The following is a 26,800-nucleotide window of genomic DNA, read 5'->3' as shown; positions in this document are numbered from 1 at the left end:
CGGGGCGTGCTGGCGATGCCGTCATTGTCGCAAACCCGCGCCCCTCATGGGCAGTGGCCGCAGGGCCGCATGCTAGAATCGGCGCAGTTTTCACTGCCTGCGGCGCCTGTCGGGCGCGGCCTCCATCGTGCGCAACCTGCTCATCCTCATCCTGCTTTTCATTGCTGCCTGGTGGTTGCGTGGCGCGCTGCGGCGGTTCAAGGACAAGGGCGGCTTCGCCGGCCGCGCAGCCGGGCGCAAGCCGGCTGCGCCCGAGCGCATGCTCGAGTGTTCGCACTGCGGCCTGATCGTCCCCGAATCCGAGGGCGTGCGCAGCGGCGAGGCCTTCTACTGCTGCGATGCCCACCGCCACGCCGGCCCGCGTGGCGACTGAGCATGCGGCGGTGGCGCCGGTCGACCTCGACCGTGCGCGCCGCGTCTCGCTGCGCTATCTCAACCTCTTTCGCCTCGTCATCGCCGGCCTGTTTCTCGTTGCCGGGCGCGAGCTCGGCCTGGGCGGCGAGCGCCCGGTGGTCTATCAGGTCGTCGCCTTCGCCTACCTCGGGGCCGTGCTCGCCCTCGGCTTCCCCGACGCCCTGAGGCGGCTGGGCGTCGAGCGCGCGATCGCCATCCAGGGGGTCGTCGATGTGCTCGCGCTGTCGATGATCATGTGGGTCAGCGGCGGCTACCGCAGCGGCATGCCGGCGCTGATGATGGTTGTGCTGGCCGGCGCCGGCCTCGTCGCCGAAGGCCGCATGGTGTTGTTCTTCGCCGCCATCGCCACCATCGCGGTGCTGATCGAGAACGCCTGGCGCCATGCCGTCGGCGGGCAGTCGGTGGACTTCCTGCAGGTGGGCATCTTCTGTGCGGGCTTCTTCGGCATTGCGCTCGTCGCGCGCCTGCTCGCGCTGCGCGCCAAGGCCAACGCCACGCTCGCCGCCGAGCGTGGCGCCGCGCTGGCCAAGCAGCAGGCGGTGAGCGAGCACATCATCCGCGACATGCAGGACGGCGTCCTCGTGGTCGACGCGGGCGGCCGCATCCTGCACGCCAATCCGCAGGCGATGCGCCTGCTCGGCATGGCCCACACCCGCGCCGAAGCGCTCGAGGGGCTCGTGCTGGCCGATCTGGACGATGCCTTTCGCAGCTTCGTGCAACAGGACGCCCCGGTCGAGGGCCGGCTGTTGCGCATCGGTGCTGCCGGGCGGCTGCTGCGCTGTCGCGCGGTGCTGGGCGAGCCTGGCAGCGCCGCGGCGGGCGACACCTTGCTCTACCTCACCGATTTCGACGACATCCAGCGCCAGCTGCAGCAGATCAAGCTCGCCGCCCTCGGCCGCCTCACCGCCAGCATGGCGCACGAGATCCGCAACCCGCTGTCGGCCGTCACCCAGGCGGCCGAGCTGCTGCGGGACGAGAAGCGCGGCGAGATGCAGGCCAGGCTGGTGCGCATCATCAACGACAACGCGCTGCGCATCGAGCGCATGATCCGCGACGTGCTCGCGCTCGGCCGCCGTGAGCAGGCCATGCCCGAGGCGCTGCCGCTGGCCGCCTTCGTGCGCGAGGTCATCGACGCGCGCGTGTTCCGCGATCCGGACGAAGCCGCCCTCTACGCCATCGACATCGACGCCGCGCTCACGCTCGCCATCGATCGCGCCCACCTGCACCAGATCCTCGACAACCTGCTTGCCAATGCCTGCCGCTACTGCTCGCGCCAGCCGGGTTCGGTTCGCCTGCACGCCGAGCCGCTGGCGGGCGAGCGTATCGCGCTGCATGTGGCCGATGACGGCCCCGGCTTCGACGAGCGCACCCGCGCGCACATGTTCGAACCCTTCTTCACCACCCACCCCAAGGGCACCGGGCTGGGCCTCTACATCGCCCGCGAGCTGGCCGAGGCCAACGACGCCACCCTCGAGCTCGCCGCCACTGCCGCCACGGGTGCCGACCTGGTGCTGACCGGACCCACCTCGCCATGACCCTCGTCGACCGCCGCAACCGCCCCCAGTCCATCGATGTCCTCGTCGTCGACGACGAGGAGGACATCCGCGAACTGCTCGAACTGTCCCTGATGCGCATGGGCCTGGCCTGCGACACCGCCGGCTCGGTGGCCGAGGCGCGCGCGCAGCTTGCGGCGCGGCGTTACCGGCTGTGCCTCACCGACATGCGCCTGCCCGACGGCGATGGCCTCGAGCTGGTGGAGCACATCCAGGCCTGCCAGCCCGGCCTGCCGGTCGCGGTCATCACCGCCTTCGGCAGCATCGAGACCGCCATCCGCGCGCTCAAGCTCGGCGCCTTCGATTTCGTCACCAAGCCGGTCGAGCTCAAGGCCTTGCGCGAGCTCGTCACCCACGCCCTCAAGCTGCGCAGCGGCGAGTCGGCCGCGGTCGCGCCCGAGCGGGCCCTGATCGGCCATTCCCCGGCCTTCCTGCATCTGCGCAGTCAGGCCGAGAAGCTCGCCCGTAACCAGGCGCCGGTCTTCATCCATGGTGAATCGGGCACCGGCAAGGAGGTCATCGCCCGCTTCATCCACAGCCTGGGCGCGCGCGCGGCCGGTCCCTTCGTGCCGGTTAACTGCGGCGCGATCTCGCCCGAGCTGATGGAGAGCGAGTTCTTCGGCCACCGCAAGGGCAGCTTCACCGGCGCCGCGAGCGACAAGGAGGGCCTGTTCCAGGCCGCCAGCGGCGGCACGCTGTTCCTCGACGAGATCGGCGAGCTGCCGCTGGCGATGCAGGTCAAGCTGCTGCGCGCGATCCAGGAGCGTGCGGTGCGCCCGGTCGGCGCCCATGCCGAGGAGCCGGTCGATGTGCGCCTGCTGTCGGCTTCGCACCAGGACCTTGGCCGTCTCGTCGCCGAAGGGCGCTTCCGTCAGGATCTCTTCTTCCGCATCAACGTCATCACGCTGCGCGTGCCGCCGCTGCGCGAGCGGCGCGAGGACGTGCCCGAGCTGGCCCGACACATCCTCGCCCGCCTCGCCGCGCGCGAGGGCGGCGCCCCCCACCGGCTGTCGGCCGAGGCGATGCGCGCGCTGCAGGGCTACGCCTTTCCCGGCAACGTGCGTGAGCTCGAGAATCTGCTCGAGCGCGCTTGCGCGCTGTGCGAGGGCGAGGAGATCGGCGCCGCCGACATCGAGCTCCACCCCGATCCCTGCGCTGCAGGCTGGCTCACCGACTCGGGCTTCGGCCTGGGGGCGACGGCACCGCACGAAGCGCCGGCGATCGAGCCCGGCATGGATCCGACGACAGAGGCGGCGGGCGACGAGGTCGAGCGCCTGCGCATCCTGCACGCGCTCGAGCAGACGCGCTGGAACCGCAGCGCCGCGGCGCGCAAGCTCGGCATGACGCTGCGCCAGTTGCGCTACCGGCTGCAGAAGTGGGGCATGGAGTAGGGCTGGAAGGCGTGCGTCGGAAGGGGAGGGGCTTCCATTTGGCATGGGTGGCATCGAAATATAGAATCGGCCCATGACTCCGACCATCCTCCATCACGGCGCCCGCAATGGCGTCACCGGCTCCTGCCATCAGCTCTTCATCGAGGACGACAACAGCCTGCTCATCGACTGCGGGCTGTTCCAGGGCGCCGAGACGTCGCCCGACGGCAGGGCGGGCGCCAATCAGCTCGACATCGACTTCCCGGTCAAGGGCATTGGTGCGCTCGTGCTCACCCATGTCCATATCGACCACTGCGGCCGCCTGCCGTGGTTGCTCGCGGCGGGTTTCAAGGGGCCGATCTTCTGCAGCGAGCCCTCGGCACGGCTGCTGCCCACGGTGCTCGCCGATGCCTTCGCGGTCGGTGTCAGTCGCAACAAGGATCTCGTCGAGCGTTACCTCAAGCTCATCGAGCCACGCATCCGTGCCTTGCCCTACCGCCAATGGCACACGCTCTACCGCAGCCCCGACGCCACCTGCCGCATCCGCCTGCAGCGTGCCGGCCACATCCTCGGCTCGTCCTATGTCGAGTGCGAGCTCTCCGGTGCGGCCTGGCCGCAGCGCAAGCGCGTGCTGTTCTCGGGTGACCTCGGCGCGCCGCACGCGCCCCTGCTGCCGGCGCCGCAGTCGCCCTGGCAGGCCGATGTCCTCGTGCTCGAGACCACCTACGGCGACCGCAATCACGAAGACCGCCGTGCCCGCCGCGAGCGCCTGCAGGCGGTGGTCGAGCATGGCTTACGCGATGGCGGCACGGTGATCATCCCCGCCTTCAGCATCGGTCGCACGCAGGAGCTGCTCTACGAATTCGAGGACATCCTGCACCGGCAGCGCCAGCGGCCCGGCAAGCTCGCCGAGCAGTGGTCGCAACTTCGGATCTATCTGGATTCTCCGCTCGCCCAGCGTTTCACCGAGCTCTACCGCGAGCTGCAGCCGTTCTGGGATGCCGAGGCCAAGGCGCGGGTACGCGCCGGACGCCGGCCGCTGTCGTACGAGCAGCTCGTTGCCATCGACAGCCACGCCCTGCACGAGGCCAATGTGCGCCGCCTTGCGCGCAGCCGCGAGCCGGCGATCGTCATCGCCGCCAGCGGCATGTGCGCCGGCGGCAGGGTGGTCAACTACCTCAAGGCCATGCTCGGCGATCCGCGCCACGACGTCGTCTTCGTCGGCTACCAGGCGCGCGGCACGCCCGGCAACGCGATCCAGACCTACGGCCCGCGCGGCGGCTATGTCGAGCTCGACGGCGAGCGCATCGCCATCCGCGCCGGCATCCACAGCTTGTCCGGCTACTCGGCGCATGCTGACCGCGATGACCTCACCCGTTTCATCACCCGTATGCGCCACCTGCCCGCCGAGGTGCGCCTGGTGCATGGTGAGGACAGCGTGCGTCAGGCTTTCGCCACCCACCTCAGCGCCGTTACGGGCGGCAAGGTGAAGGTCATCCCCTGAGCACGGCGCCCCCGCTCACTGCTGCAGCCGGCGCATGTACTCGCGGGTGAACATGCGCTCGGGCAGCTCGCGCACGTTCATGTTCTCGTAGGTCAGCACCGACACCTCGCCCTTCTTCAGTGCGTCCTCCATCACCAGGCGGGTGGGGCGCAACTGGCCGGCCATGTCGCGGAAGTCCTCGTACAGCGCGGTCTTCAGCAGGCGACCCGAGAGGGCGTAGAACTCCGCCTTCAGCGGCCGCATGTCGGCCTCGCCGACCCAGTACTTCACCCGCGCATAGGTCACGCCGCGGTCCACCGCCGCCAGCTCCAGCACCACCGCCGACGCGTCGCCCACCGTGTCGCGGCCCGCCACCGTGGGCGTGTAGTCGCCGGCAAAGTTGGCGCGCGCCAGGTCGCCGTTGGCAACCTGGCCGGTCAGCCGCTGTGCCAGCGACAGGCGCACCGGCTGCGACACGGCGGGCATGAACACCCACAGGTCGCGACCTCGCATCAGCAGGGCCTGGCCGCGCTCGGTGGCCGGCTCCAGGGTCAGCACGATGGTGTTCTCGTTGCCGCGCGACAGCACGCGGAACTTGCGTGCGTCGCCCTCGACGCCGTCGCTGAAATTGCGCACCGTGATCTCGGTCTGGAAGCTTTCGCGCGGAAAGCGGATCGCGTCAGCCGCCGTCACCAGGCGCACGGCCTCGGCGTCGGCTGCCGCCGGCGTATCGGCGGCGCGCCCGAAGGCCGGCAACAGCAGGCCACCGGCGAGGGTGGCGATGAAGTGGCGACGGGATCGTAAACTGTGCGTCATGAGTGCTATCCTTTCGGCGTTTTCGTCAATTTTCGGTCGTCCAGATGCCCGTCGTCCAGATCGAACACGTGAGCAAGAGTTTCCGTCTGGGCGAGCAGATCGTCCAGGCGCTCGATGACGTTTCCTTGTCCATCGAGCCCGGTGTCTTCCTTGCCATCGCCGGCCCCTCCGGCAGCGGCAAGTCTACCCTGCTCAACATCATCGGCTGCATCGACACCCCAAGCGCGGGGCAGGTCGTCATCGACGGGCATGATGTGTCCAATCGCACCCCGGACGAACTGGCCGACCTGCGTGCCCGTACCATCGGCTTCATTTTCCAGACCTTTAACCTGCTGCCCGTGCTGTCGGCGGAAGAAAACGTCGAATACCCGCTGCTGCAGATGCCCGAGCTGTCGAAGAAGGACCGCGCCGAGCGCGTCGCGCACTACCTCGGCATGGTGGGGCTGAAGAAGTATGCCGACCATCGGCCCAACCAACTGTCGGGCGGTCAGCGTCAGCGCGTGGCGATCGCGCGTGCCCTCGCCACCCACTCCAAGATCGTGCTCGCCGACGAGCCCACCGCCAACCTCGACAGCAAGACGGGCTCGAGCATTCTCAAGCTGATGCGCGACATCAACCGTCACTCCGGCACCACCTTCGTCTTCTCCACCCACGACCGCAAGGTCATGAACATGGCAGACCGACTCGTCCGCATCGCCGACGGCCAGATTACGGCGCTGGGCATGAAGGCCGACGGGCGCTGGGTTTTCGTGCAGGACCGTCGGCCGCGCGACGAAGAAGACTCCGAAATCTAGAAAGGTCAGCCATGCCCGTACCGAACAAGCTTGCCCTGAACGCGCTCGCGTGCGCCCTCCTGGGTGTGCTCACCGTGTCCGCCACCGCAGTCGCGACCGCCGCGGATGAACTCGAGTTGGCCGCGGATACCATGGAGGACGATGCAGCGCTCGATGCCGAGCTCGATGCGCTACTCGATGTCGGTGCCCCGGCAGGCGCGGCGGCGGCGGCCGGCAGCGGCATCAAGTGGAGCGGCTACGCCGAGTTTGCCGCCGCCTACACCCTGCCCGAGCCCGACCGCTGGTCGCACCTGCGCGCCCGCGCCGAACTCACCGGCAGTGGCCAGCTTGCGCCGCGCGCGCGCTGGAAGCTCACCGCGCGGGGCGACGTCGATGGCGCCTTCGATCTCGAGGATCAGTATTACCCGGCGGCCGTGCGCCGCGACCAGCGCCGCGACTTCATGCTGCGCGAGGCCTATGTCGACATCGGTCACGGTGAGTGGGAATTCCGCTTCGGGCGGCAGCACATCATCTGGGGCGAGATGGTCGGCTTCTTCTTTGCCGACGTGGTCTCCGCCCGCGACCTGCGCGACTTCCTGCTGCCCGAATTCGAAAGCATGCGGATCGGTCAGTGGGCCGCGCGTGCCGAATATTTCGGCACCGACACCCACTTCGAGCTGCTGTGGATTCCCAAGCCCAGCTTCGACGAGATCGGCAAGCCCGGCGGCGACTTCTACGCCTTTCCATGGCTGCCGGCCGGCACCCTGGTCACCGAGCACGAGCCGTCGGACAGCGTGAGCAACGGCAACTATGGTGCGCGCATCTCCCACCTCGTCGATGGCTGGGACCTGTCGGCCTTCTACTATCGCAGCTACGACATCTCGCCCACCGTATACGAAGTCACGCCCGGTGCGGCCTCGCTGCGTCACGAGCGCCTGCACCAGCTCGGCGGCACCTTCAGCAAGGATCTCGGCAGCTTCGTGCTCAAGGGCGAGGCGGTGCATACCCGTGGGCGCGGGGTCAATACGTTCACGCCGGTGCCGGGCGGTGTGCTCGTGGGGCTGGAGAAGACCGCGATGGTCGATTACGCGGTCGGCGTCGACGTCCCGGCTGGCAGCGACTGGCGCTTCAATGCGCAGCTCTATGGCCGCTGGCTGGACGAGCACCGTCCGCACATGATCAGCGACCGCAGCGAAACCGGCGTCACCTTCCAGGCCGTGCACACGGTCGGCAGTGAGATCGAGATGGAGCTCCTCGCGGTGTCCAGCCTCAATCGCTCCGACTACATGCTGCGCCCCAAGCTCACCTGGAAGTTCGCGCCCGCCTGGCGCGCCGTCACGGGTGTCGACGTGTTTGGTGGCAGCGGGGATGGGCTATTCAGCGCCTACGACCGCAGCGACCGCGCCTACGTCGAGCTGCGCCACTGGTTCTGACCGCCGCCCCTCAGGCGGCTTCGAAGCCCTTCAGCACCGCCTGCAGTTCGGTCTCCGATGGCAGCAGGCGCTGCACACGCTGCGGCCGCCGTGCCGCCAGGTTCTCGTGGTAGGCCAGCGAGCGCTCGAACTCCTGTTGCGACAGGTGCAGCAACACGGCCGCTGCGCCCACGCGCGGGCAGATCCGCTCCGGTCCCGCCATGCGGTAGCCGAAGATGCGCTGATAGAAGCGCGCATGGCGCGGGTGCACCTCGATGAAGATGTCGGTCATGCGCTGGGTCAGCCTTGCCAGCACATAGAGCGCCTGCAGCAGTCCCGCCAGCGCATCGTGCGATCCGAGCTCGGGATCGATCGCCAAGCGTGTAATTTCGCACACTCGGCCGCCGATATTTCTGACCGCGTCGATCTCCTTGCGGTACAAGGTATCTGCCAGCAGCCCAGCGCCGTGGTCCATGCGCAGCGTCAGGGTCGCCACTGCGTGATGCTCACGCAGGGCGACGACGGTGATGTCGCGACGGTCCAGCTCGGCGTGCATGCCGTAGGGAAACAGGCCGCGCGCCGAGTACATGCGCTCGATGAGCTTGGTCGTCTGCTTCTTCAGAACGTCGCAGCCATTGGCGATGCGGATCTGGAAGCCGTTGCGCTCGAACGACAGGTTCGGCGCGAGGTGAGGGTCATGAGGTAGCGAAACGGGCTGCCCCGCTCTGCTGGTCAACGGCGAGGCGGGAGCAAAGCGCACGGCCTTGCCCGCCTTGGACGCGTATGCGGCGCCCAGCGCGGAGAGTGGTGGTTGCATAGGAGTGGCCGGGTTCTCGTTTTGATGTTCGGGGACAGCTTCGCTCCAACGCCTCGCTCGCCCAATCCCGCGAGAGCGTCTTCCTGTTGCAGCAAATGTTCCGGAATCTACCGCCGCTGATTAGTTCGCAGTGTAAGCGATTGTGTGCATTTGTTCCTGCGCTGCGTTGCGACCATCCGCGTAGCATCGCAAAGGAAACATTGGCGTCGTATCATTGCCGGTCTTGAGATAACACAGGGGGCGTGTCATGGTCAGCAGTATTCGGGGCGCGTGGGTGGCGCTGGGTCGTTTTCTGATGCTGGCGCTGGTCGTCGGCGGCTTGGCCGGTTGTGCGTCGAAGTTTCCGCCTGCCCCGGCGTCCGCTGCGGACGCGGATTACAACTACGTGATCGGTCCGGGCGACTCGGTCAATATCAGCGTGTGGCGCAATCCCGAGCTGTCCACCTCCGTGCCGGTTCGTCCCGACGGCAAGCTCACCGCGCCGCTGGTCGAGGACCTGCCTGCGATGGGCAAGGACTCCACCACCCTGGCGCGCGACATCGAGCAGCATCTTGCCAAGTACATCCGTGATCCTGTCGTCACGGTCATCGTCGGTGGTTTTGTCGGTCCCTACAGCGAGCAGATCCGCGTCATCGGCGAGGCGGCCAATCCGCAGGCGCTTCCGTACAAGCAGAAGATGACCCTGCTCGACGTCATGATTGCCGTCGGCGGGCTGACCGACTTCGCGGATGGCAACGGGGCATCGATCCTGCGCACGGCAGAAGGCAACAAGCAGTACAGCGTCCGCATTCGCGATCTCGTCAAGCGCGGCGACGTCTCGGCCAACGTCGAGATGCGTCCGGGCGACGTGCTCATCATCCCGCAGAGCTGGTTCTGATTTTTCATCCCGACGCCGCGCCGTCCGCCCCTCACGGGCGCTGGCGCGGCGCGCAGCACGGCACGGACTCATGGAAGAACTCGTAACACAAGTCATCGGCTACCTGCGCGGCATGTGGCGCTTTCGCTGGTGGGGCATGGCGCTGGCCTGGATCGTGGGCGTGGTCGGTGGCGTGGTGATCTACACGATGCCCGACACCTATCAGTCGAGCGCGCGCATCCACGTCGACACGCAATCGATCCTGCGGCCGCTCATGTCGGGGCTGGCCGTGCAACCCAACGTCGGCCAGCAGATCGACATGCTGAGCCGGACCCTGATCAGTCGGCCCAACGTCGAGAAGCTGATCACGATGGCCGACCTCGATCTCACTGCGCAGAACCCGGAGCAGCGTGAGGCCCTGATCGCTTCGGTGACCAATCGCCTGCGCATCCAGTCCGGTCGGGGCGACAACCTGTTCACGCTCTCCTTCAGCGATACACAGCCCGAGCGCGCCCAGCGCGTGGTGCAGTCCATGCTGTCGCTGTTCGTCGAATCGGGTCTGGGCGGCAAGCGCCAGGACACCGATACCGCGCGTCGCTTCATTGAGGAGCAGATCCGCGCCTATGAGCAAAAGCTCACCGAGGCCGAGAATCGCCTGAAGGATTTCCGTCTGCGCAACATGGCGCTGATCGGAGCCGGCACGCGCGACTACATCAGCCAGATCGCGGATGTCACCGAGCAATTGCGCCAGGCCCAGCTCGAACTGCGCGAGGCGGAAAATTCGCGCGACGCCATGCGCCAGCAGCTGTCGAGCAACCCCTCGGACGACGAGCTCGCCCCGCCGCCGATGATGGCCACGCCCGAGCTCGACGCGCGCATCGACGCCCTCAAACGCAGCCTCGACGACCTGCTGCAGCGCTACACCGAGCTCCACCCCGATGTGATCGGCGCCCGCCGCGTCATCGAGGATCTCGAAAAGCAGAAGCAGGAGCAGCTGGCCCAGATGCGTGAGAACCCGTCCATGGGTCAGTTCGGCGGCTACGGCATGGGCTCGGGCATCGAGCAGACCAAGCTCGCGCTCGCGCAGGGCGAGGCGCGGGTAGCCTCCCTGCGTGCCCGTGTCGGTGAGTTCGAGAGCCGGCTGCTGCGGCTCCAGGAAGACGCCCAGCGCATTCCCGAGCTCGAGACCGAGATGGCCCAGCTCAACCGCGACTACAGCGTGCACAAGAGCAACTACGATGCGCTGGTTTCGCGTCGCGAATCCGCCAACATCGCCGCCGAGATGAGCTCGCAGTCCGGGATCGCCGACTTCCGCGTCATCGATCCGCCCTCGCTGCCCAACAAGCCGTCGGCGCCGAACCGCCTGCTGTTGCTGCCGCTCGCCGCGCTCGTCGGCCTGGGTGCGGGCTTCGCGCTGACCTTCCTGATCAGTCAGCTGCGTCCTGCCTTCAGTGACCCGCGTCAGTTGCGCGAGATCAGCGGCCTGCCCGTCCTCGGCACGGTGTCCATGCTGCCGACGCCCGAGCGCCGGCGCAAACGCCGCAACGGCCTGATCGCCTTCGGTACCGGACTCGCGGCCTATGCCGGCGTGTTCGCGATGGCCACGGTCGCACTCCAGATCCTGCAGGGCTGAACGGAACCAAACGATGAGCATTATCGAGAAAGCAGTCGAACGTCTCGACCGCTTGAAGCAAGCGGCCAGCGAGCCCGCAGAGCAGGGCCAGGCGCCTGCTGCACCCGAACCGGTAGCCGAGCCGGTCGTCGCCACCAAGGCAGCGCCTGCCAAGGCCGCGCCAGCGGCGTCCGCCGCGCCCGTAGCCGGCGAGCCGCCGCGCACGCCCGCGCGCTCGGTGCGGATCGACCTCGAGCGCCTGGCCGCGCGAGGCTTCGTCACCCCCGATCAACCGCGCAGCTCGATCGCGGAAGAGTTCCGCATCATCAAGCGCCCGCTGCTGCACAACGCCACCGATGAGGGCCCGGCCGCAATCGAGAACGGCAACCTCATCATGATCACCAGCGCCCTGCCGGGCGAGGGCAAGACCTTCAACGCCATCAACCTCGCCATCAGCATGGCGATGGAGCTCGACTACACGGTGCTGCTGGTCGATGCCGACGTCTCCCGTCCGTCGGTCCTGCGCGAGCTCGGCCTGCCGGCGCAGCCTGGCCTCATGGACGTGCTGGCCGGCGAAGTGGCCGACCTGCGCGAGGTGCTGCTCAAGACCAACATCGACAAGCTCTCCATCCTCCCCGCGGGCATGCCGCATCAGCGCGCGACCGAGCTGCTGGCCTCCGAGGCCATGGACCACCTGCTCGATCAGATGGCGCACCGCTACGCCGATCGCATCATCATCTTCGATTCGCCGCCTGTTCTGGTCACCACCGAATCCCGCGTGCTGGCCACGCACATGGGGCAGGTGGTGCTGGTCGTCGAGGCCGAGCGCACCACCCATGCCCACGTGAGGCAGGCACTGAACACCGTTGAGGACTGCGCCGTGCGGCTCATGGTGCTCAACAAGTCCCGTGAGCGTTCGGTGGGTGGCTACTACGGCTACGGTTACGGCTATGGATACGGATATGGACATGGACAAGCGCAGGAAGCCCAGCCGCAGGCGGTCTGAGCCAAGGCGCGCCGTCAGGGGGCAGTGGTTCGGCGCCCTGGCGCTCGCCGTGCTCGGCGTCGGCGGCAGCGCGCATGCGCAATCCGTCCGTGTCACGCCGACCCTCGACACCGAACTCACCTGGACCGACAACGCCAGTGCATCCCGGGGCGGGACAGCGGGTGGGGGCGGCTCGGACTGGATTCTTGAAGTCTCGCCCGGCATTTCGGTCTCGCGCACCAGCGGTCGGCTCAGCGGCAGCCTCAGTGCACGCTTGCGCAACCTGCTCTACGCCGACAACACGGACAACAACACGTCCTTTCTCAGCCTCCAGGGCAGCGGGAGCTTCGAAGCGATCGAGGATCTCCTGTTCCTCGACTTCGACGCCGGCATCAGCCGCAACAACCTGTCGGCGTTCTCGGGCGGCGCAGCCGGGGATCCGCTCGCCTCGAGCCGGGCCAATGAAACGCGCACCTGGTCCATCGCGCCGCGGCTCGAGTCCGAGCTGCGCTTCGGCGAATCGGCCAGGGGCTCGGTGCAGTACTCCTCGCGTGGCATCACCTCCGGCAGCGAAGGCCTGGGCAACCAGAGCGTGGATACCTTGAGCGTCAATCTGGCCGATCCGGGCGGCTTTCGCTTCTTCGGCTGGGGTGTTGCCTACAGCCGTACCGAATCCGACGGCGGCACGGCGGCGACCAGTTCGCGCACCGAGGAGACGGTGCGCGGCACCCTGTTCGCCAACCTCTCGCCTCAGTTCCGGCTGCGCGGCATCGTCGGCCACGAGTCCAACGACTACGACAACGGCCGCGAGGACAGCGGCAGCATCGTCGGTGGCGGCTTCGACTGGTACCCCACGGATCGCACCGCGATCTCGGCGACGGTCGAGGACCGCATCTTCGGCCGCGGCTACGACTTCAGCTTCAATCACCGCATGCGGCGCTCGGTATGGTTCGTCAACGCGTCAAGGGATCTGTCGTCCACGGCGCAGGAACTCGGTAACGCCTTCGTGTTCGACCAGGCCTGCCTCAGCCTGGTGTCCAACCCGGCCTACCGGCCCGACGTCACCGACCCAACGCTGCGGCAGTTGCTCCTGCTCGAGTGTCTCGGCATCGTCAGCCTGCGCTCCAATGCCGCCTACGTAAATCAGTCGGTGGGCGGCGGCTTCTCGCTGCTCGGGGTGCGCAACACCTTGAGCTTTTCCGTCACTCGCGCCGACCGCTCGCTGGTCAGCAACATCTCCGGCTTGCTGCCGGGCGACGACTTCCTCAACACCGACCGCGTGCGCACCACCTCGGCGACCGTGGCCTGGAGTCACCAGCTCACCGGCACCAGCTCGCTCGATGCCAGCCTCACGCGCTCCGAATCCGAAGGGCGCGACGACCCCACGCTCGAGACCACACGCCTGCTGGGCTCGCTGGGCGTGAGCCGCACGCTCGGCCCCAATACCCAGACCAGCCTGCGCTACCGCTACCAGAAGGCCGAGGGCTCCACCGACTACACCGAGAACGCCATCACCGCCACGCTCGGCATGCGCTTCTGACCGGACACCCGATGTACGAAACTTTCTTCAAGCTCCGCGCCAAGCCCTTCCAGCTCAACCCCGACCCCGCCTTCTTCTATGGCAGCCGGGGCCACCGGCGGGCGATGGCCTACCTCGAGTACGGCCTGCACCAGAGCGAGGGCTTCATCGTCATCACCGGCGAGGTCGGCGCCGGCAAGACCACCATCGTGCGCAGCCTGCTCGAGCAGCTCGATCCGGCCAAGGTTGTCGCCGCCAACATCGTCAGCACCCAGGTCGACGCCAACGACATGCTGCGCATGGTGGCCGCGGCCTTCGGCGTGCCCAGCCGCAATCTGGACAAGGCGGGGCTGCTGCTTGCGCTGGAGACCTACCTGGTCTCGATCGCCGCCTCCGGCAAGCGCGCGCTGCTGATCGTCGACGAGGCGCAGAACCTGAGCGCCGCCGCGGTCGAAGAGCTGCGCATGCTGTCGAACTTCCAGCTCGAGGACCACGCCCTGCTGCAGAGCTTCCTGGTCGGCCAGCCGGAGTTCCGCGACATGATGCAGCGCGCCGAGATGCAGCAGTTGCGCCAGCGCGTCATCGCCTCCTACCACCTCGGCCCGCTCGACTCGCAGGAAACCCGCGGCTACATCGAACACCGCCTGTCGCATGTCGGCTGGACCGACGACCCGATCTTCGAGCCCGCCGCCTACAACGTCATCTACGGCTACACCGGCGGCATCCCGCGCCGCATCAACACGCTGTGCGACCGCCTCATGCTCGCCGCCTACATCGCCGAGCGTCACAGCATCGGCGAATCCGACGTGCGCGAGGTCATCGACGAGCTCAAGCAGGAGTTCGCCACGCCGGGCGGGGCCCGGCCGGTGCTCACCGACGCCGTGCAGGCCGATGCCGGCGGCGCGGCCGGGGCAGCAGCGCTCGAACTGCTCGGCGCCAACAAGCTCGCCCTCGACCGCCTGCGGGTGTCGCCCGAGCTCGCGGCGCAAGCGGCGGAGATGGCGGGCAGCTACGATCTGCAGCGCATCGAGGCTCGCCTCGCCGGGCTCGAGCAGTCGGTCGCCGCCACCCTCAATGTGCTCAGCCAGTTGCTGCAGGCCGTGCGTCGTGACGAGACGGCCGGGGAGGCGCGCGAATGAGCACCTCGCTTGCGGCGGAGGCGGCCGCACCGGTCATCTGCATCGTCGGCGCCCGCCCCAACTACATGAAGGTCGCGCCCATCATCCGCGCCTTCGCCGCGCACAATCCGCCCATCCCCACGCTGCTGGTGCACACCGGCCAGCACTACGATCCGGCGATGAAGGACCGCCTGTTCGCCGACCTCGAACTGCCCGAGCCCGACATCAACCTCGCGGTCGGCTCGGGTTCGCACGCGGTGCAGACGGCCGAGGTCATGAAGCGCTTCGAGCCGGTCATCGACCAGTTCGGCGCCAGCGCGGTGCTGGTGGTGGGCGACGTCAATTCCACGCTCGCCTGCGCGCTGGTCGCCAGCAAGCGTCACATCCCGGTGATCCATGTCGAGTCCGGCCTGCGCAGCAATGATCGGCGCATGCCCGAAGAGATCAACCGCATCCTCACCGACCAGATCTCCGACGTGCTCTACACCACCGAGCGCTCCGCCCACGACAACCTCGCGCGCGAGGGCATCGCCGCCGAGCGTGCGGTGTTCGTCGGCAACGTCATGATCGACAGCCTGCGCGCCAGCCTGCCCAAGGCGGTGCCCGCCGACGTGCTGCTTGCCCAGGCCGGTCTCGACGCCCGCCGCATCGAGCACGGCTACGGCGTGGTCACGCTGCACCGTCCGTCCAACGTCGATCACCCCGAGGTGCTCGGCCCCATCATCGACGCCCTGTACGCCGTCAGCCGCAAGTTGCCGCTCGTCATCGCCCTCCATCCGCGCACCCGCGGCAACCTCGAGCGCTTCGGCATGCTGGCCAAGCTCGACACGCCCGGCTTCCTGGTGCTGCCGCCGCAGGGCTATCTGGAGATGCTCGGCCTCATGTCGGGCGCGCGCATGGTCCTCACCGACTCCGGCGGCATCCAGGAAGAGACCACCGCGCTCGGCGTGCCCTGCATCACCATCCGCGAGAACACCGAGCGACCGATCACCGTGGAGCAGGGCACCAACACCCTGGTCGGCATCGACCCGCAGGCCATCGTCGCCGCCGCCGAACAGGTGCTGGCCACCGGCGGCAAGGCCGGGCGCGTGCCCGAGTACTGGGACGGCCGTTGTGCCGAGCGCATCGCCGCCCATCTTCACGACTGGCTGCTCACCCACCCTCGCCAGGCCTGACCCCGCCATGAACGCTGCCGCCCGCATCACCAACGCCTTCACCTGCGACGTCGAGGACTACTTCCAGGTCTCGGCGCTGGCGCCGCACTTCCCGCGCAGCCAGTGGGACAGCGTGCCCTGCCGGGTCGAGCGCAACGTCGACCGCGTGCTCGAACTGCTCGCGCGACATGGCGCGCGCGGCACCTTCTTCACCCTCGGCTGGGTGGCCGAGCGCTACCCGCAGCTCGTGCGTCGCATCGCCGACGCTGGCCACGAAGTCGCCAGCCATGGCTACGCCCACGAGCGCGCCAGCGATCTCAGTCCCGAGGCCTTCAAGGCCGACATCCGGCTCGCCAAGGCGGTGCTCGAGGACATCACCGGCGCGGCCGTCACCGGTTACCGCGCGCCGAGCTTCTCCATCGGCACCGCCAACCTGTGGGCGCACGACTGCATCGCCGAGGTCGGCTACCGCTACAGCTCCAGCGTCTATCCGGTCAAGCACGACCACTACGGCATCCCCGATGCGCCGCGCTTCCCCTGGCGCCTGCCCAACGGCCTGGTCGAGGTGCCGGTCAGCACCGTGCGCCTGTTCGGGCGCAACTGGCCGGCGGGCGGCGGCGGCTTCTTCCGCCTGCTGCCCTATTCGCTGTCACGCTGGCAGATCGCCCGCGTCAACGCCGACGATCGCCGCCCCGCGATCTTCTACTTCCACCCCTGGGAGATCGACCCCGAACAGCCCCGCGTGACCGGCGCCACGGCAAAAACACGCTTTCGGCACTACATTAACCTTCAGCACACCCAAGCGCGGCTCGACCGCCTGCTTGCGGATTTCTCCTGGGGGCGCGCTGACGAAGTCTTCCGCGACGCCGCCTGACCCCGCCTCAACCTGCCCGGACACGGATGCGCGTCATGGACCGATTGCCGATTCACGTCAGCCTGCTCACCCCCCACCAGGTCGAGCGCTGGGACGACTTCGTCCGCCGCTGCCCGCAGGCCACCTTCTTTCACCTGTCGGCCTGGCGCGAGATCCTCGAAGACGTCTTCCGCCATCGCACCTTCTATCTCTACGCCGAGCGCGCCGGCGACATCGTCGCCGTGCTGCCGCTGGCCGAGGTGCGCAGCCGCCTGTTCGGCCACGCGCTCACCTCGCTGCCCTTCTGCGTCTATGGCGGGGTGGCGGCCGATGTCGATGCCGGCCCCGAGATCTACCAGGCGCTCGAGATGCGCGCCGAGGCGCTGGCGATGGCGCTGGGCGTGCAGCACACCGAGTACCGCAACCTCAAGCCGGTGCATCGCGACTGGCCGCGCCAGGAGCTCTACGTCACCTTCCGCAAGACGCTCCTGCCCGAGGTCGAGGCCAACATGCTCGCCATCCCGCGCAAGCAGCGCGCGATGGTGCGCAAGGGCATCAAGAACGGGCTCGTCAGCGAGATCGACGACGACGTCGAGCGCTTCTTCGCCCTCTACGCCGACAACGTGCTGCGCCACGGCACGCCGGCCCTGCCCAAGCGCTTCTTCCAGCGCCTGAAGGCCGACTTCGGCGAGGCCTGCGAGGTGCTCACCGTCACCGACCCCGCCGGCAAACCCTTGTCGAGCGTGCTCAGCTTCTACTTCCGTGACGAGGTGCTGCCTTACTACGCCGGCGACGACTTCGCCGCGCGCGACCTCGCCGCCAACGACTTCAAGTACTGGGAGCTCATGCGCCGGGCCTGCGAGCGTGGCTGCAAGGTCTTCGACTACGGTCGCAGCAAGGTCGGCACCGGCCCCTACAGCTTCAAGAAGAACTGGGGCTTCGAGCCGCAGCCGCTGTCCTACGAGTACTGTCTGTACAAGCGCGACAGCGTGCCGCAGAACAACCCGATGAACCCCAAGTACCGCGCCTTCATCGCGCTCTGGAAGCGTCTGCCGCTCGGCGTCGCCAACCGCCTTGGGCCGCACATCGTGCGCAGTCTGGGGTAGGGCGGTGCTGCACGACCGCCCCACGCTGCTCTACCTGACGCACCGCATCCCGTATCCGCCCAACAAGGGCGACAAGGTGCGCTCCTTCAACATCCTGCGTCAGCTCGCGCGCACGCATCGCGTCTTTCTCGGCAGCTTCGTCGACCATCCCGACGACCGCCAGCACATCCCGGCGCTGCGTCAGTGGTGCGAGCAATGCTGCGTCGTCCCGATCGAGCCCGGCATCCGCCGCCTCGCCAGCCTGCGCGGCCTGCTGCGGGGCGAAGCCCTCAGCCTGCCCTATTACCGCAGCCCGCGCCTGGCGGCCTGGGTGCAGCGCATGGTGACCGAGCACGGCATCCGCAGCGCGGTGGCCTTCTCCGGGCCGATGGCGCAGTACCTCGACACCCCCGGCCTCGAGCGCCGCGTCATCGACTTCTGCGACGTCGATTCGGCCAAGTGGACGCAATACGCCGCCGACCGCCGCTGGCCGCTGTCCTGGCTCTACCGCCGCGAAGGCGAGCGCCTGCTCGCCTTCGAGCGCGACACTGCCGCGCGCTGCGATGCCAGCCTGTTCGTCACCGAGGCCGAGGCCGATCTGTTTCGCGCCGCCGCGCCCGAACTGTCCACCCAGGTCGGCGTCATGCAGAACGGCGTCGACGCCGAGTATTTCTCGCCCAATCACCGCTTCGACTCACCCTACCCGGCGGGCGGGCCGGTGCTCGTCTTCAGCGGCGCCATGGACTACTGGCCCAACATCGACGCCGTCACCGGGTTCGCCCGCGAGCTGCTGCCGCGCATTCGCGCCCAGGTCCCGGGCGCGCGCTTCTGGATCGTGGGCATGAACCCGGCACCGGCGGTGCAGGCGCTCGCCGGCGAGGGTGTGGTCGTCACCGGCACCGTGCCCGACGTGCGGCCCTATCTGGCCCATGCCGACGCCGTCGTGGCCCCCTTGCGCATCGCGCGCGGCATTCAGAACAAGGTGCTCGAGGCGATGGCGATGGCGCGCCCGGTGGTGGTGTCCGCCGCGCCGGCCACAGGCCTCGCCGCCGAAGATGGCCGCGACTGCGAGATCGCCGCCGACGATGCCAGCTTCTGCGCCCGCGTCGTCGGCCTGCTGCAGGACGAAGCGCGACGCGCAAACATGGGCCGCGCAGCCCGTGCCTGCGTGCTGCGCGGCTACAGCTGGTCGGCCAATCTGCGCATGCTCGACGGGCTGCTCGAAGTGGCGCCGGCCCAGGGTGGGGCGGCGGACGACATCCCGACCGTCATCGGCGACACCCCCGCGCTCGCACGCTCGCAGGTGGCCTGATGTCCGAACGCCGGCCGCTGGTGATGCACCTCGTCTACAACTTCGACGTCGGCGGGCTGGAGAACGGCGTCGTCAACCTCATCAACCGCATGCCGCCCGAGCGCTACCGCCACACGGTGGTCGCGCTCACGCGCTGTGTGGACAGTTTCTGCCAGCGCATCACGCGCGAGGACGTCGGCTTCGTTTCGCTGCACAAGCCGCCTGGTCAGGGCATCAAGCTCTATCCGCGCCTGTGGCGCCTGTTTCGCGAGCGCCGGCCGGCCATCGTGCACACCCGCAACCTCGCCGCGCTCGAGGCCGCCGTCCCGGCGCGCCTGGCCGGGGTGCCGGTGCGGGTGCATGGCGAGCACGGCTGGGACGTCTCCGATCCCGGCGGCACGCGGCGCAAGTTCCAGTTGCTGCGCCGCGCCTACAGCCCTTTCGTCAGCCGCTACGTGGCGCTCTCGGGCCACATCGAGTCCTACCTGACCGAGCGCGTCGGCATTGCGCCGGCGCGCGTCGAGCGCATCTGCAACGGCGTCGACACCCTGCGTTTCTACCCGGTGCCCGGCGGCGTGCGCACCGCCTTGCCCGGCGCGCCCTTCGGCGCCAAACCCGGTGCCGGCCCCGGCGACGCCCACACGGTCGTCATCGGCAGCGTCGGCCGCCTGCAGGCGATCAAGGACCAGCTCAACCTGGTGCGCGCCTTCGCGCTCGCCCGCGCGCGCGGCGGGGCAGGGCGTGCGCTGCGCCTGATCATTGCCGGCGACGGCCCGCTGCGCGCCGAGCTCGAGGCCGAGATCCGCCATGCCGGCGTCGGCGATGTGGTGTGGCTCGCCGGCGAGCGCAAGGACGTGCCCGAGGTCATGCGCGCGCTCGATCTCTTCGCGCTGCCCTCGCAGGCCGAAGGCATCTCCAACACCATTCTCGAAGCCATGGCCTGCGGCCTGCCGGTGGTCGCCACCGCGGTCGGCGGCAATCCCGAGCTGGTGGCCGCGGGCGAGACCGGCGCGCTGGTGCCGGCGCAGGATCCCCACCGCATGGCCGAGGCCCTGCTGTGCTACGCTTCGGATGCTGCATTGCGGAAGAAGCACGGCGCCGCCGGCCGCCAGCGCGTCGAGCACCACTTCAGCCTCGACGCCATGGTGGCGCGCTACACCGCGATGTACGACCAACTCCTGCAGCACGCCGGCCCGGCGCCGGCCAGACCGTAAAGGAAGCCCCCGACATGTGCGGCATCGCCGGCCTCTTCGACACCCGCGGCAAGCGCGACTTCGACCGCGCGCTGATGCAGCGCATGAACGACGTCCAGCACCATCGCGGCCCGGACGAAGGCGGCTACCACTTCGAGCCCGGCGTCGCGCTCGCCCACCGCCGGCTGTCCATCATCGACCTCGCCACCGGCCAGCAGCCACTGTTCAACGAGGACGGCTCGGTGGCGGTGGTGTTCAACGGCGAGATCTACAACTTCCAGGAGCTCGTCCCCGAGCTCGAAGCCCTGGGCCACGTCTTCCACACCCGCAGCGACACCGAGGTCATCGTCCACGCCTGGGAGGCCTGGGGCGAGGATTGCGTGCAGCGCTTTCGCGGCATGTTCGCCTTCGCCCTGCACGACCGTAACCGCGACACCTTCTTCATGGCGCGCGACCGCCTGGCGGTCAAGCCGATGTTCTACGCGCTGCTGGCCGACGGCACGCTCGCCTTCGGCTCCGAGCTCAAGGTGCTGATGCAGCATCCCGAGCTCGACCGCCGCATCGACCCGCTGGCCGTCGAGGAATACTTCGCGCTGGGTTACGTCGCCGAGCCGCGCACCATCTTCCTCGGCGCCAAAAAGCTCGGCCCGGGCGAGTCCTTGTGCATCCGCCGCGGCCAGCCGATCCCCGAGCCGAAGCAGTACTGGGACGTGCGCTTCACCCTCGACAACGACCTCTCGCTGGCCGATGCCACCGCCGAGCTCACCGAGCGCCTGCGCGAATCCGTGCGCCTGCGCATGATCGCCGAGGTACCGCTGGGCGCCTTCCTGTCGGGCGGGGTGGATTCCAGCGCGGTGGTCGCCACCATGGCGGGGCTGTCGGACGAGCCGGTCAACACCTGCTCCATCGCCTTCGACGACCCCAAGTTCAACGAATCCGAATTCGCCCAGAAGGTCGCCGACCGCTACCGCACCAACCACTTCGTCGAGACGGTCAAGTCCGACGACTTCGACCTCATCGACACCCTGGCCGCGCTCTACGACGAGCCCTACGCCGACAGCTCCGCCATCCCCACCTACCGCGTGTGTCAGCTCGCGCGCAAGCGCGTCACCGTGGCCTTGTCGGGCGATGGCGGTGACGAGAGCTTCGGCGGCTACCGCCGCTACCGCATGCACCTGATGGAAGAGAAGCTGCGCGCCGCGCTGCCCATGGGCGTGCGCCGGCCGGTCTTCGGCCTGCTCGGCCGCGTCTATCCCAAGGCCGACTGGGCGCCGCGCGTGTTCCGCGCCAAGACCACCTTCCAGGCCATGGCGCGCGACGCCACCGAGGCCTATTTCCATTCGGTCTCGCTGCTGCGCGGCGACATGCGCCACAGGCTCTTCACCGCCGACTTCCGCGCCAAGCTCGGTGGCTACGACGCGCTCGAGGTCTTCCGCCGCCACGCCGCTGCGGCCCACACCGACGACCCGCTGGCGCTGATCCAGTACCTCGATCTCAAGACCTACCTGGTCGGCGACATCAACACCAAGGTCGACCGCGCCAGCATGGCCCACTCGCTGGAAGTGCGCGAACCGCTGATGGACCACAAGCTGGTCGAATGGCTCGCCACGCTGCCCTCCGGCCTCAAGATCCAGGGCAACGAAGGCAAGTTCCTGTTCAAGAAGGCGATGGAACCCTTCCTGCCCAACGACGTGCTCTACCGCCCCAAGATGGGCTTCGCCGTGCCGCTCGCGCGCTGGTTCCGCGGCCCGCTCAAGCAGCGCGTGCGTGACGCAGTGCTGGGCGAGACGCTGGCCGCCACCGGTATATTCAATCGCGACTATCTGCAGCACCTGGTCGACGCCCATCAGTCCGGCGCGCGCGACTACAGCTCGCCGTTGTGGACCTTGCTGATGTTCGAGGCCTTCGTGCGCAACAACGGATCAATGGGGTCAGACTCGATTGATCAGAGTGTTGCATGTAACGGCGGCGCGGTCTATGCTGCGTAGCATGTAACGACGTTGGGATTGGGAGATTTCCATGGCTGACAGTGTTTCGGAACGTGTTGGGCGCTACCGCACGAATCTGCGTGAGGCAGGCTTGCGGCCGGTGCAGATCTGGGTGCCGGATACGCGCAAGCCGGGTTTTGCCGAGGAGTGCCGCAGGCAGTCCAGCTTGCTTAAGGATGATCCGAAAGAGCAGGAAGTGCTCGACTGGCTCGAGCAGGCTGCTGACACGGACGGCTGGGTGTGATGCGCGGCGACCTGATCACCGTTGCCTTGCAGGGCGACTACGGCAAACCGCGTCCCGCCGTGGTCATTCAGTCGGACTTGTTCGACGAACACCCGTCGGTCACGCTTCTGCCGCTGACCAGTGATTTACGCGACACACCGCTGTTTCGCATCACCATCGAGCCGTCACCAGAAAATGGCCTGCGCCAGCGATCGCAGGTCATGGTCGACAAGATCCATACGGTACCCAGGGCCAAACTCGGTCCCAGCCTGGGCCGACTGTCCGACGATGAACAGATTGCCGTGAATCGGTCTTTGATGTTGTTTCTCGGACTGGCTTGATCAGGTTTCCCATGCGCATCCTCCACATCCTCGACCACTCCATCCCGCTGCACAGCGGCTACACCTTCCGCACCGCGGCCATCCTGCGCGAGCAGCGCGCGCTGGGCTGGGAGACCTTTCACCTGACCTCGCCCAAGCAGGGCCAGACCGCGGCAGAGGTCGAGGACGTCGATGGCCTGCGCTTCTACCGCAGCCCGGTGCCCGCGCCCGGGCGCAGCGGCGTCAACGAGCTGCGCCAGGTGCGCACCGTGCAGGCGCGCATCGAAGCGCTCGCCGCCGAACTGCGCCCCGACATCCTGCACGCGCACTCGCCGGTGCTCAACGCCATCCCCGCCATCCGCGCCGGCCGTAAGCTCGGCATCCCGGTCGTCTACGAGATCCGCGCCTTCTGGGAAGACGCCGCGGTCGACCACGGCACCACCACCGAGGGTAGCCTGCGCTACCGCGCCACCAAGGCGCTGGAGACCTGGGCGATCAAGCGCGCCGACCACGTGTTCACCATCTGCGAAGGCCTGCGCGCGGACATCGTCGGGCGCGGCGTCCCGGCCACCAAGGTCACGGTGATCCCCAATGCGGTCGACATCGAGTCCTTCCAGCTCTCCGGCGACGCCGACCCCGTCCTGCGCGAACAGCTCGGCCTCGCCGGCACCACCGTGGTCGGTTTCGTTGGCTCCTTCTACGCCTACGAAGGCCTCGACCTCCTGCTCGACGCCTTCCCCGCGCTGCTGCAAAAGCGCCCCGAACTGCGCCTGCTGCTCGTCGGCGGCGGCCCGCAGGACGCCAATCTCAAGGCCCAGGCCCAGCACCTCGGCGTGGCCGACAAGGTCGTCTTCACCGGCCGCGTCCCGCACAGCGAGGTCAGCCGCTACTACGACCAGATCGACCTGCTTGCCTACCCGCGCCACTCCATGCGCCTCACCGAACTCGTCACCCCCTTGAAGCCGCTCGAAGCCATGGCCCAGGGCCGGCTCTTCGTGGCCTCCGACGTCGGCGGCCACAAGGAGCTGATCCGCGACGGCGAGACCGGCAAGCTATTCAAGGCCGGCAGTGCCGAAGCGCTCGCCACCGCCATCGACGACATGCTCGCCCACCGCGAGCGCTGGCCGGCGATGCGCGCGGCCGGGCGGCACTTCGTCGAGGACGTGCGCAACTGGACCAACAGCGTGGCCAACTACCGGGCGGTCTATGAGCGCCTTGGCGGTCGCGCCCGGCAGGCGGCCTGAGCAGCGCGTCGATGTCGTTTTCAGCGCTCAGGGTATTGCTCGTGGGGCCCCTGCCGCCGCCCGCCGGTGGCATGGCCAACCAGACACGGCAACTTGCCGAATTGCTGCGCGGCGAAGGGGCGAGCGTCGAGCTCGTGCGCACCAATGCCCCCTATCGTCCGGCGTGGGCGGCGCAGCTCAAGGGTCTGCGCGCCGTGTTCCGGCTGCTGCCCTACCTGGCCCAGCTGTGGCGCGGGGCGGGGCGCGCCGACGTGGTCCATGTGATGGCCAACTCGGGCTGGTCGTGGCACCTGTTCGCGGCGCCGGCGGTGTGGATCGCCTCGCTGCGCGGCCTGCCGGTCGTCGTCAATTACCGCGGCGGCGAGGCGGGCAGCTTTCTTGCCCGCGCGGCGGGGGCAGTGCGCGCGAGCATGCGGCGTGCCGCCGTGCTGGCCGTGCCCTCGGGTTTCCTGCAGCAGGTGTTCTCCGGCTACGGCATGCCCGCCCGCATCGTGCCCAACATCATCGACCTCGACCGCTTCCACCCCGCCGAGCCGCCGCGCCAGGCGGGCAGGGCGCCGCACTTGCTGGTCGCCCGTAATCTCGAGGCCATCTACGGCAACGATACTGCGCTTCGCGCCTTCGCCCTGCTGTCGCAACACTACCCCGCAGCGACGCTGACCCTCGCTGGCGCCGGGCCCGAGGCCAGCGCGCTGGCGGCGCTCGCGCGCGAACTGGGCGTCGCCGACCGCGTCCGCTTTCCCGGTCGGCTCGATCGCGAGCAAATGGCTGCGCTCTACCGTGACGCAGATCTCATGCTCAATGCCAGCCGTGTGGATAACATGCCCAATGCCATCCTCGAGGCGCTCGCCAGCGGCCTGCCGGTGGTCACGACCGACGCTGGCGGCATCCCCTTCATGGTCGAGCACCGGCGTACGGCGATGCTGGTGCCGGTCGACGATGCCGCCGCCCTGGCCGCCGCGACGCGCGAGGTCCTCGACGATGCGCCCTTGCGCACCGCGCTGGTGTCCCACGGGCTGGCCGAGGTGCAGCGCTACCGCTGGCACTCGGTGCGCTCGGAACTACTTGCCGCCTACCAGACCGCGCTGCAGGCGCAGGAGCGATGACCGATATGAACACAAAGGAAGCTGCAATGAGTCTCAGCAACGCGGGTCACAAGCCCGGCAGCGACGTCGCCGCAGGTGACGCGTCCGCGCGCAGGCTTCACCTGGCGGTGCTCGCCCTCGGCCTGCTGTGGCTGCTGTTCTGGTACCGCGACACCTTTATGGCCATGGTCAGCATCTGGGACCGCTCCGAGACCTTCGCCCATGGCTTCGTCATCGCGCCGATCTCGGCCTGGCTGGTGTGGCGGCGGCGCCATTTCATCCGCAACCTGCCGATCGAACCCTCCCTGCTCGGGGCCGTGTTCGGCCTGGGTGCCGGCTTCGCCTGGCTGCTCGGCGAGCTCGCCAGCGTCGATGCCGTGTCCCAGTTCGCCTTCGTCGGCATGGTGATCAGCTTCATCTGGGCGGTGATGGGCACGGCGGTGGTGCGCACCTATGCCTTCCCGATCGGCTTCCTGTTCTTCATGGTGCCCTTCGGCGAGTTCATGTTCCCGACCATGATGGACTGGACCGCCAACTTCATCATCTGGGCGGTGCGCGCCTCTGGCGTGCCGGTATACGCCGAAGGCTACAACCTGGTCATCCCCTCGGGGCGCTGGGAGGTGGTCGAAGGCTGCAGCGGTGTGCGCTACCTGATGGCCTCGGTCGTGGTCGGCAGCCTCTACGCCTATCTCAACTACCGCTCCACCAAGAAGCGCCTCGTCTTCGTCGCCGCCTCGATCGTCGTGCCTGTGTTCGCCAACTGGCTTCGCGCCTACGGCATCGTCATGCTCGGCCACCTCACCGACAACAAGCTGGCCGCCGGCGCCGACCACCTGATCTACGGCTGGGTCTTCTTCGGCATCATCATCATGATCCTGTTCTGGATCGGCTCCCGCTGGCAGGAGGCCGAGGAAGAAGCGCCCGCCGCAGCCGCCGGGACAAGGGGCGGGGCAGCGGCTGCCGGCCAGGCCACGACCGGCCGCCTCGCCGGGCTGGTCATCGCCGTCGCCGCCGTCACGCTGTGGAACCCGGTGCTGGCATTCCTCGATCGCCAGGGCCAGCATGGCCCGGTGCAGTTTGGCGAGTTCGCCGCGGCGGGCAAGTGGTCGCAGGTGGATGGCGGCGACAAGCCCGCCTGGACGCCGCGCTACCAGGGCATGCGCGGCCAGCAGCACGTGCTGTTCACCAATGGCGAGACCCAGGTCGGCGTCTTCCTCACCTATTACCGCGACCAGGTCGCCGGCGAGGAGCTGATCAACTCCGAGAACCGCATCCTGCTCAACAAGGACGAGGAGTGGCGCTTCACCGCCTCGGGCACCCAGCGCCAGCCGATCGGCAGCGAGGCCATCCAGTTGCGCACCAACGAGCTGCGCAGCAATGCCGATGCCAGTCACCGCCTCGCCGTCTGGCACTGGTACTGGGTCAATGGGCGCTGGACGCACAGCGACTACGTGGGCAAGGCGCATCTGGCCCTGTCGCAGCTGCGTGGGCGCGGTGACGACTCGGCCATGGTGGCGCTCTACACCCCGGTGAATGCCGAGCGGCGCGGCGAGGCCGAGGCCGCGCTCGCCGACTTCCTCGCCACCATGGGGCCGCAGATCGGCGCCGTGCTCGAACACGCAAGGGTGCGCTGACC

24 protein-coding genes are annotated in these 26,800 nt (G+C 68.4%); 22 read left to right on the top strand and 2 right to left on the bottom strand.

The genetic code is table 11. The features are described from left to right. Positions 1-127 precede the first annotated feature (127 nt). The 4 genes from ACMV5O_RS00875 (at position 128) to ACMV5O_RS00860 (ending at position 4,841) form a co-directional block, all read left to right on the top strand. Positions 128-373, top strand: coding sequence for a PP0621 family protein (locus ACMV5O_RS00875; RefSeq protein ID WP_324537724.1), 246 nt, complete (start codon positions 128-130; stop codon positions 371-373). Beyond that, on the top strand, positions 339-1,949 hold the full coding sequence (locus ACMV5O_RS00870) for a sensor histidine kinase (RefSeq protein WP_416161690.1): 1,611 nt from the start codon (positions 339-341) through the stop codon (positions 1,947-1,949). Before ACMV5O_RS00875 ends, ACMV5O_RS00870 begins: the two co-directional genes overlap by 35 nt. Beyond that, the gene (locus ACMV5O_RS00865) at positions 1,946-3,358 is read left to right on the top strand and encodes a sigma-54-dependent transcriptional regulator (RefSeq protein ID WP_416161689.1); all 1,413 of its coding nucleotides are present in this window, start codon (positions 1,946-1,948) and stop codon (positions 3,356-3,358) included. Before ACMV5O_RS00870 ends, ACMV5O_RS00865 begins: the two co-directional genes overlap by 4 nt. A gap of 73 nt (positions 3,359-3,431) precedes the next feature. Then, positions 3,432-4,841 (top strand): MBL fold metallo-hydrolase RNA specificity domain-containing protein, encoded by a 1,410-nt coding sequence (locus tag ACMV5O_RS00860; RefSeq protein WP_416161688.1) that lies wholly within the window; start codon positions 3,432-3,434, stop codon positions 4,839-4,841. A gap of 15 nt (positions 4,842-4,856) precedes the next feature. Here the strand turns inward: ACMV5O_RS00860 and ACMV5O_RS00855 are convergent, their stop codons facing one another. Beyond that, on the bottom strand, positions 4,857-5,636 hold the full coding sequence (locus tag ACMV5O_RS00855) for an outer membrane lipoprotein-sorting protein (RefSeq protein WP_416161687.1): 780 nt from the start codon (positions 5,634-5,636) through the stop codon (positions 4,857-4,859). A 44-nt stretch (positions 5,637-5,680) separates the two neighbouring features. Here ACMV5O_RS00855 and ACMV5O_RS00850 point away from each other — a divergent pair, with 44 nt between their 5' ends. After that, positions 5,681-6,430 carry an ABC transporter ATP-binding protein gene (locus tag ACMV5O_RS00850; RefSeq protein ID WP_416161686.1) on the top strand — a complete coding sequence of 250 codons (750 nt, stop codon included), beginning with the start codon at positions 5,681-5,683 and terminating at the stop codon, positions 6,428-6,430. Positions 6,431-6,441: 11 nt separating this feature from the next. Beyond that, complete coding sequence (locus ACMV5O_RS00845) at positions 6,442-7,842, top strand: DUF1302 family protein (RefSeq protein WP_416161685.1); 1,401 nt, start codon at positions 6,442-6,444, stop codon at positions 7,840-7,842. A gap of 10 nt (positions 7,843-7,852) precedes the next feature. On the opposite strand, the gene ACMV5O_RS00840 is transcribed toward ACMV5O_RS00845, so the two are convergent. Next, positions 7,853-8,638: an N-acyl amino acid synthase FeeM domain-containing protein gene (locus ACMV5O_RS00840; RefSeq protein WP_416161684.1), complete on the bottom strand. Its 786-nt coding sequence runs from the start codon at positions 8,636-8,638 to the stop codon at positions 7,853-7,855. A gap of 295 nt (positions 8,639-8,933) precedes the next feature. Here ACMV5O_RS00840 and ACMV5O_RS00835 point away from each other — a divergent pair, with 295 nt between their 5' ends. From ACMV5O_RS00835 to xrtA, 16 genes are all read left to right on the top strand, one after another. Continuing rightward, positions 8,934-9,515, top strand: a complete 582-nt coding sequence (locus ACMV5O_RS00835) for an XrtA/PEP-CTERM system exopolysaccharide export protein (RefSeq protein WP_416161683.1) — start codon at positions 8,934-8,936, stop codon at positions 9,513-9,515. 70 nt (positions 9,516-9,585) lie between these two features. Continuing rightward, positions 9,586-11,127, top strand: a complete 1,542-nt coding sequence (locus ACMV5O_RS00830; protein ID WP_416161682.1) for an XrtA system polysaccharide chain length determinant — start codon at positions 9,586-9,588, stop codon at positions 11,125-11,127. Positions 11,128-11,140: 13 nt separating this feature from the next. Further along, a complete protein-coding gene (locus ACMV5O_RS00825; RefSeq protein WP_416161681.1) occupies positions 11,141-12,112 on the top strand; it encodes an XrtA-associated tyrosine autokinase in 972 nt (323 codons plus the stop codon). Continuing rightward, positions 12,075-13,631 carry a TIGR03016 family PEP-CTERM system-associated outer membrane protein gene (locus ACMV5O_RS00820; RefSeq protein ID WP_416161680.1) on the top strand — a complete coding sequence of 519 codons (1,557 nt, stop codon included), beginning with the start codon at positions 12,075-12,077 and terminating at the stop codon, positions 13,629-13,631. Before ACMV5O_RS00825 ends, ACMV5O_RS00820 begins: the two co-directional genes overlap by 38 nt. An 11-nt stretch (positions 13,632-13,642) precedes the next feature. After that, complete coding sequence (locus ACMV5O_RS00815; RefSeq protein ID WP_416161679.1) at positions 13,643-14,749, top strand: XrtA/PEP-CTERM system-associated ATPase; 1,107 nt, start codon at positions 13,643-13,645, stop codon at positions 14,747-14,749. Further along, the gene (gene wecB, locus ACMV5O_RS00810; protein WP_416161678.1) at positions 14,746-15,903 is read left to right on the top strand and encodes a non-hydrolyzing UDP-N-acetylglucosamine 2-epimerase; all 1,158 of its coding nucleotides are present in this window, start codon (positions 14,746-14,748) and stop codon (positions 15,901-15,903) included. The genes ACMV5O_RS00815 and wecB overlap by 4 nt, the downstream gene beginning before the upstream one ends. 7 nt (positions 15,904-15,910) lie before the next feature. Then, positions 15,911-16,756 carry an XrtA system polysaccharide deacetylase gene (locus ACMV5O_RS00805; protein ID WP_416161677.1) on the top strand — a complete coding sequence of 282 codons (846 nt, stop codon included), beginning with the start codon at positions 15,911-15,913 and terminating at the stop codon, positions 16,754-16,756. Positions 16,757-16,791: 35 nt separating this feature from the next. Then, entirely contained in the window at positions 16,792-17,841 is a 1,050-nt protein-coding gene (locus tag ACMV5O_RS00800; RefSeq protein ID WP_416161676.1) for a FemAB family XrtA/PEP-CTERM system-associated protein, read from the top strand. 4 nt (positions 17,842-17,845) lie between these two features. Then, a complete protein-coding gene (locus ACMV5O_RS00795; RefSeq protein ID WP_416161675.1) occupies positions 17,846-19,132 on the top strand; it encodes a TIGR03087 family PEP-CTERM/XrtA system glycosyltransferase in 1,287 nt (428 codons plus the stop codon). Continuing rightward, on the top strand, positions 19,132-20,325 hold the full coding sequence (locus ACMV5O_RS00790; protein WP_416161674.1) for a TIGR03088 family PEP-CTERM/XrtA system glycosyltransferase: 1,194 nt from the start codon (positions 19,132-19,134) through the stop codon (positions 20,323-20,325). Before ACMV5O_RS00795 ends, ACMV5O_RS00790 begins: the two co-directional genes overlap by 1 nt. A gap of 14 nt (positions 20,326-20,339) precedes the next feature. Beyond that, positions 20,340-22,292: an XrtA/PEP-CTERM system amidotransferase gene (locus ACMV5O_RS00785; protein WP_416161673.1), complete on the top strand. Its 1,953-nt coding sequence runs from the start codon at positions 20,340-20,342 to the stop codon at positions 22,290-22,292. A 31-nt stretch (positions 22,293-22,323) separates the two neighbouring features. Further along, positions 22,324-22,536 (top strand): antitoxin MazE family protein, encoded by a 213-nt coding sequence (locus ACMV5O_RS00780; protein ID WP_324537686.1) that lies wholly within the window; start codon positions 22,324-22,326, stop codon positions 22,534-22,536. Further along, complete coding sequence (locus ACMV5O_RS00775) at positions 22,536-22,856, top strand: type II toxin-antitoxin system PemK/MazF family toxin (protein ID WP_416161672.1); 321 nt, start codon at positions 22,536-22,538, stop codon at positions 22,854-22,856. The genes ACMV5O_RS00780 and ACMV5O_RS00775 overlap by 1 nt, the downstream gene beginning before the upstream one ends. A gap of 11 nt (positions 22,857-22,867) precedes the next feature. Continuing rightward, positions 22,868-24,079, top strand: a complete 1,212-nt coding sequence (locus ACMV5O_RS00770; protein ID WP_416161671.1) for a TIGR04063 family PEP-CTERM/XrtA system glycosyltransferase — start codon at positions 22,868-22,870, stop codon at positions 24,077-24,079. Between the two features lie 11 nt (positions 24,080-24,090). After that, positions 24,091-25,185 (top strand): glycosyltransferase family 4 protein, encoded by a 1,095-nt coding sequence (locus tag ACMV5O_RS00765; protein WP_416161670.1) that lies wholly within the window; start codon positions 24,091-24,093, stop codon positions 25,183-25,185. 26 nt (positions 25,186-25,211) lie between these two features. Continuing rightward, positions 25,212-26,798, top strand: a complete 1,587-nt coding sequence (xrtA, locus tag ACMV5O_RS00760; RefSeq protein WP_416161669.1) for an exosortase A — start codon at positions 25,212-25,214, stop codon at positions 26,796-26,798. Positions 26,799-26,800 lie beyond the last annotated feature (2 nt).

Origin of the sequence: Thauera sp. WH-1, from assembly GCF_047806685.1 — a bacterium.
Taxonomy (GTDB): Bacteria; Pseudomonadota; Gammaproteobacteria; order Burkholderiales; family Rhodocyclaceae; genus Thauera.
Note: the sequence above shows the minus strand (reverse complement) of the source record. Positions and strands in the feature narration are given on the sequence as shown.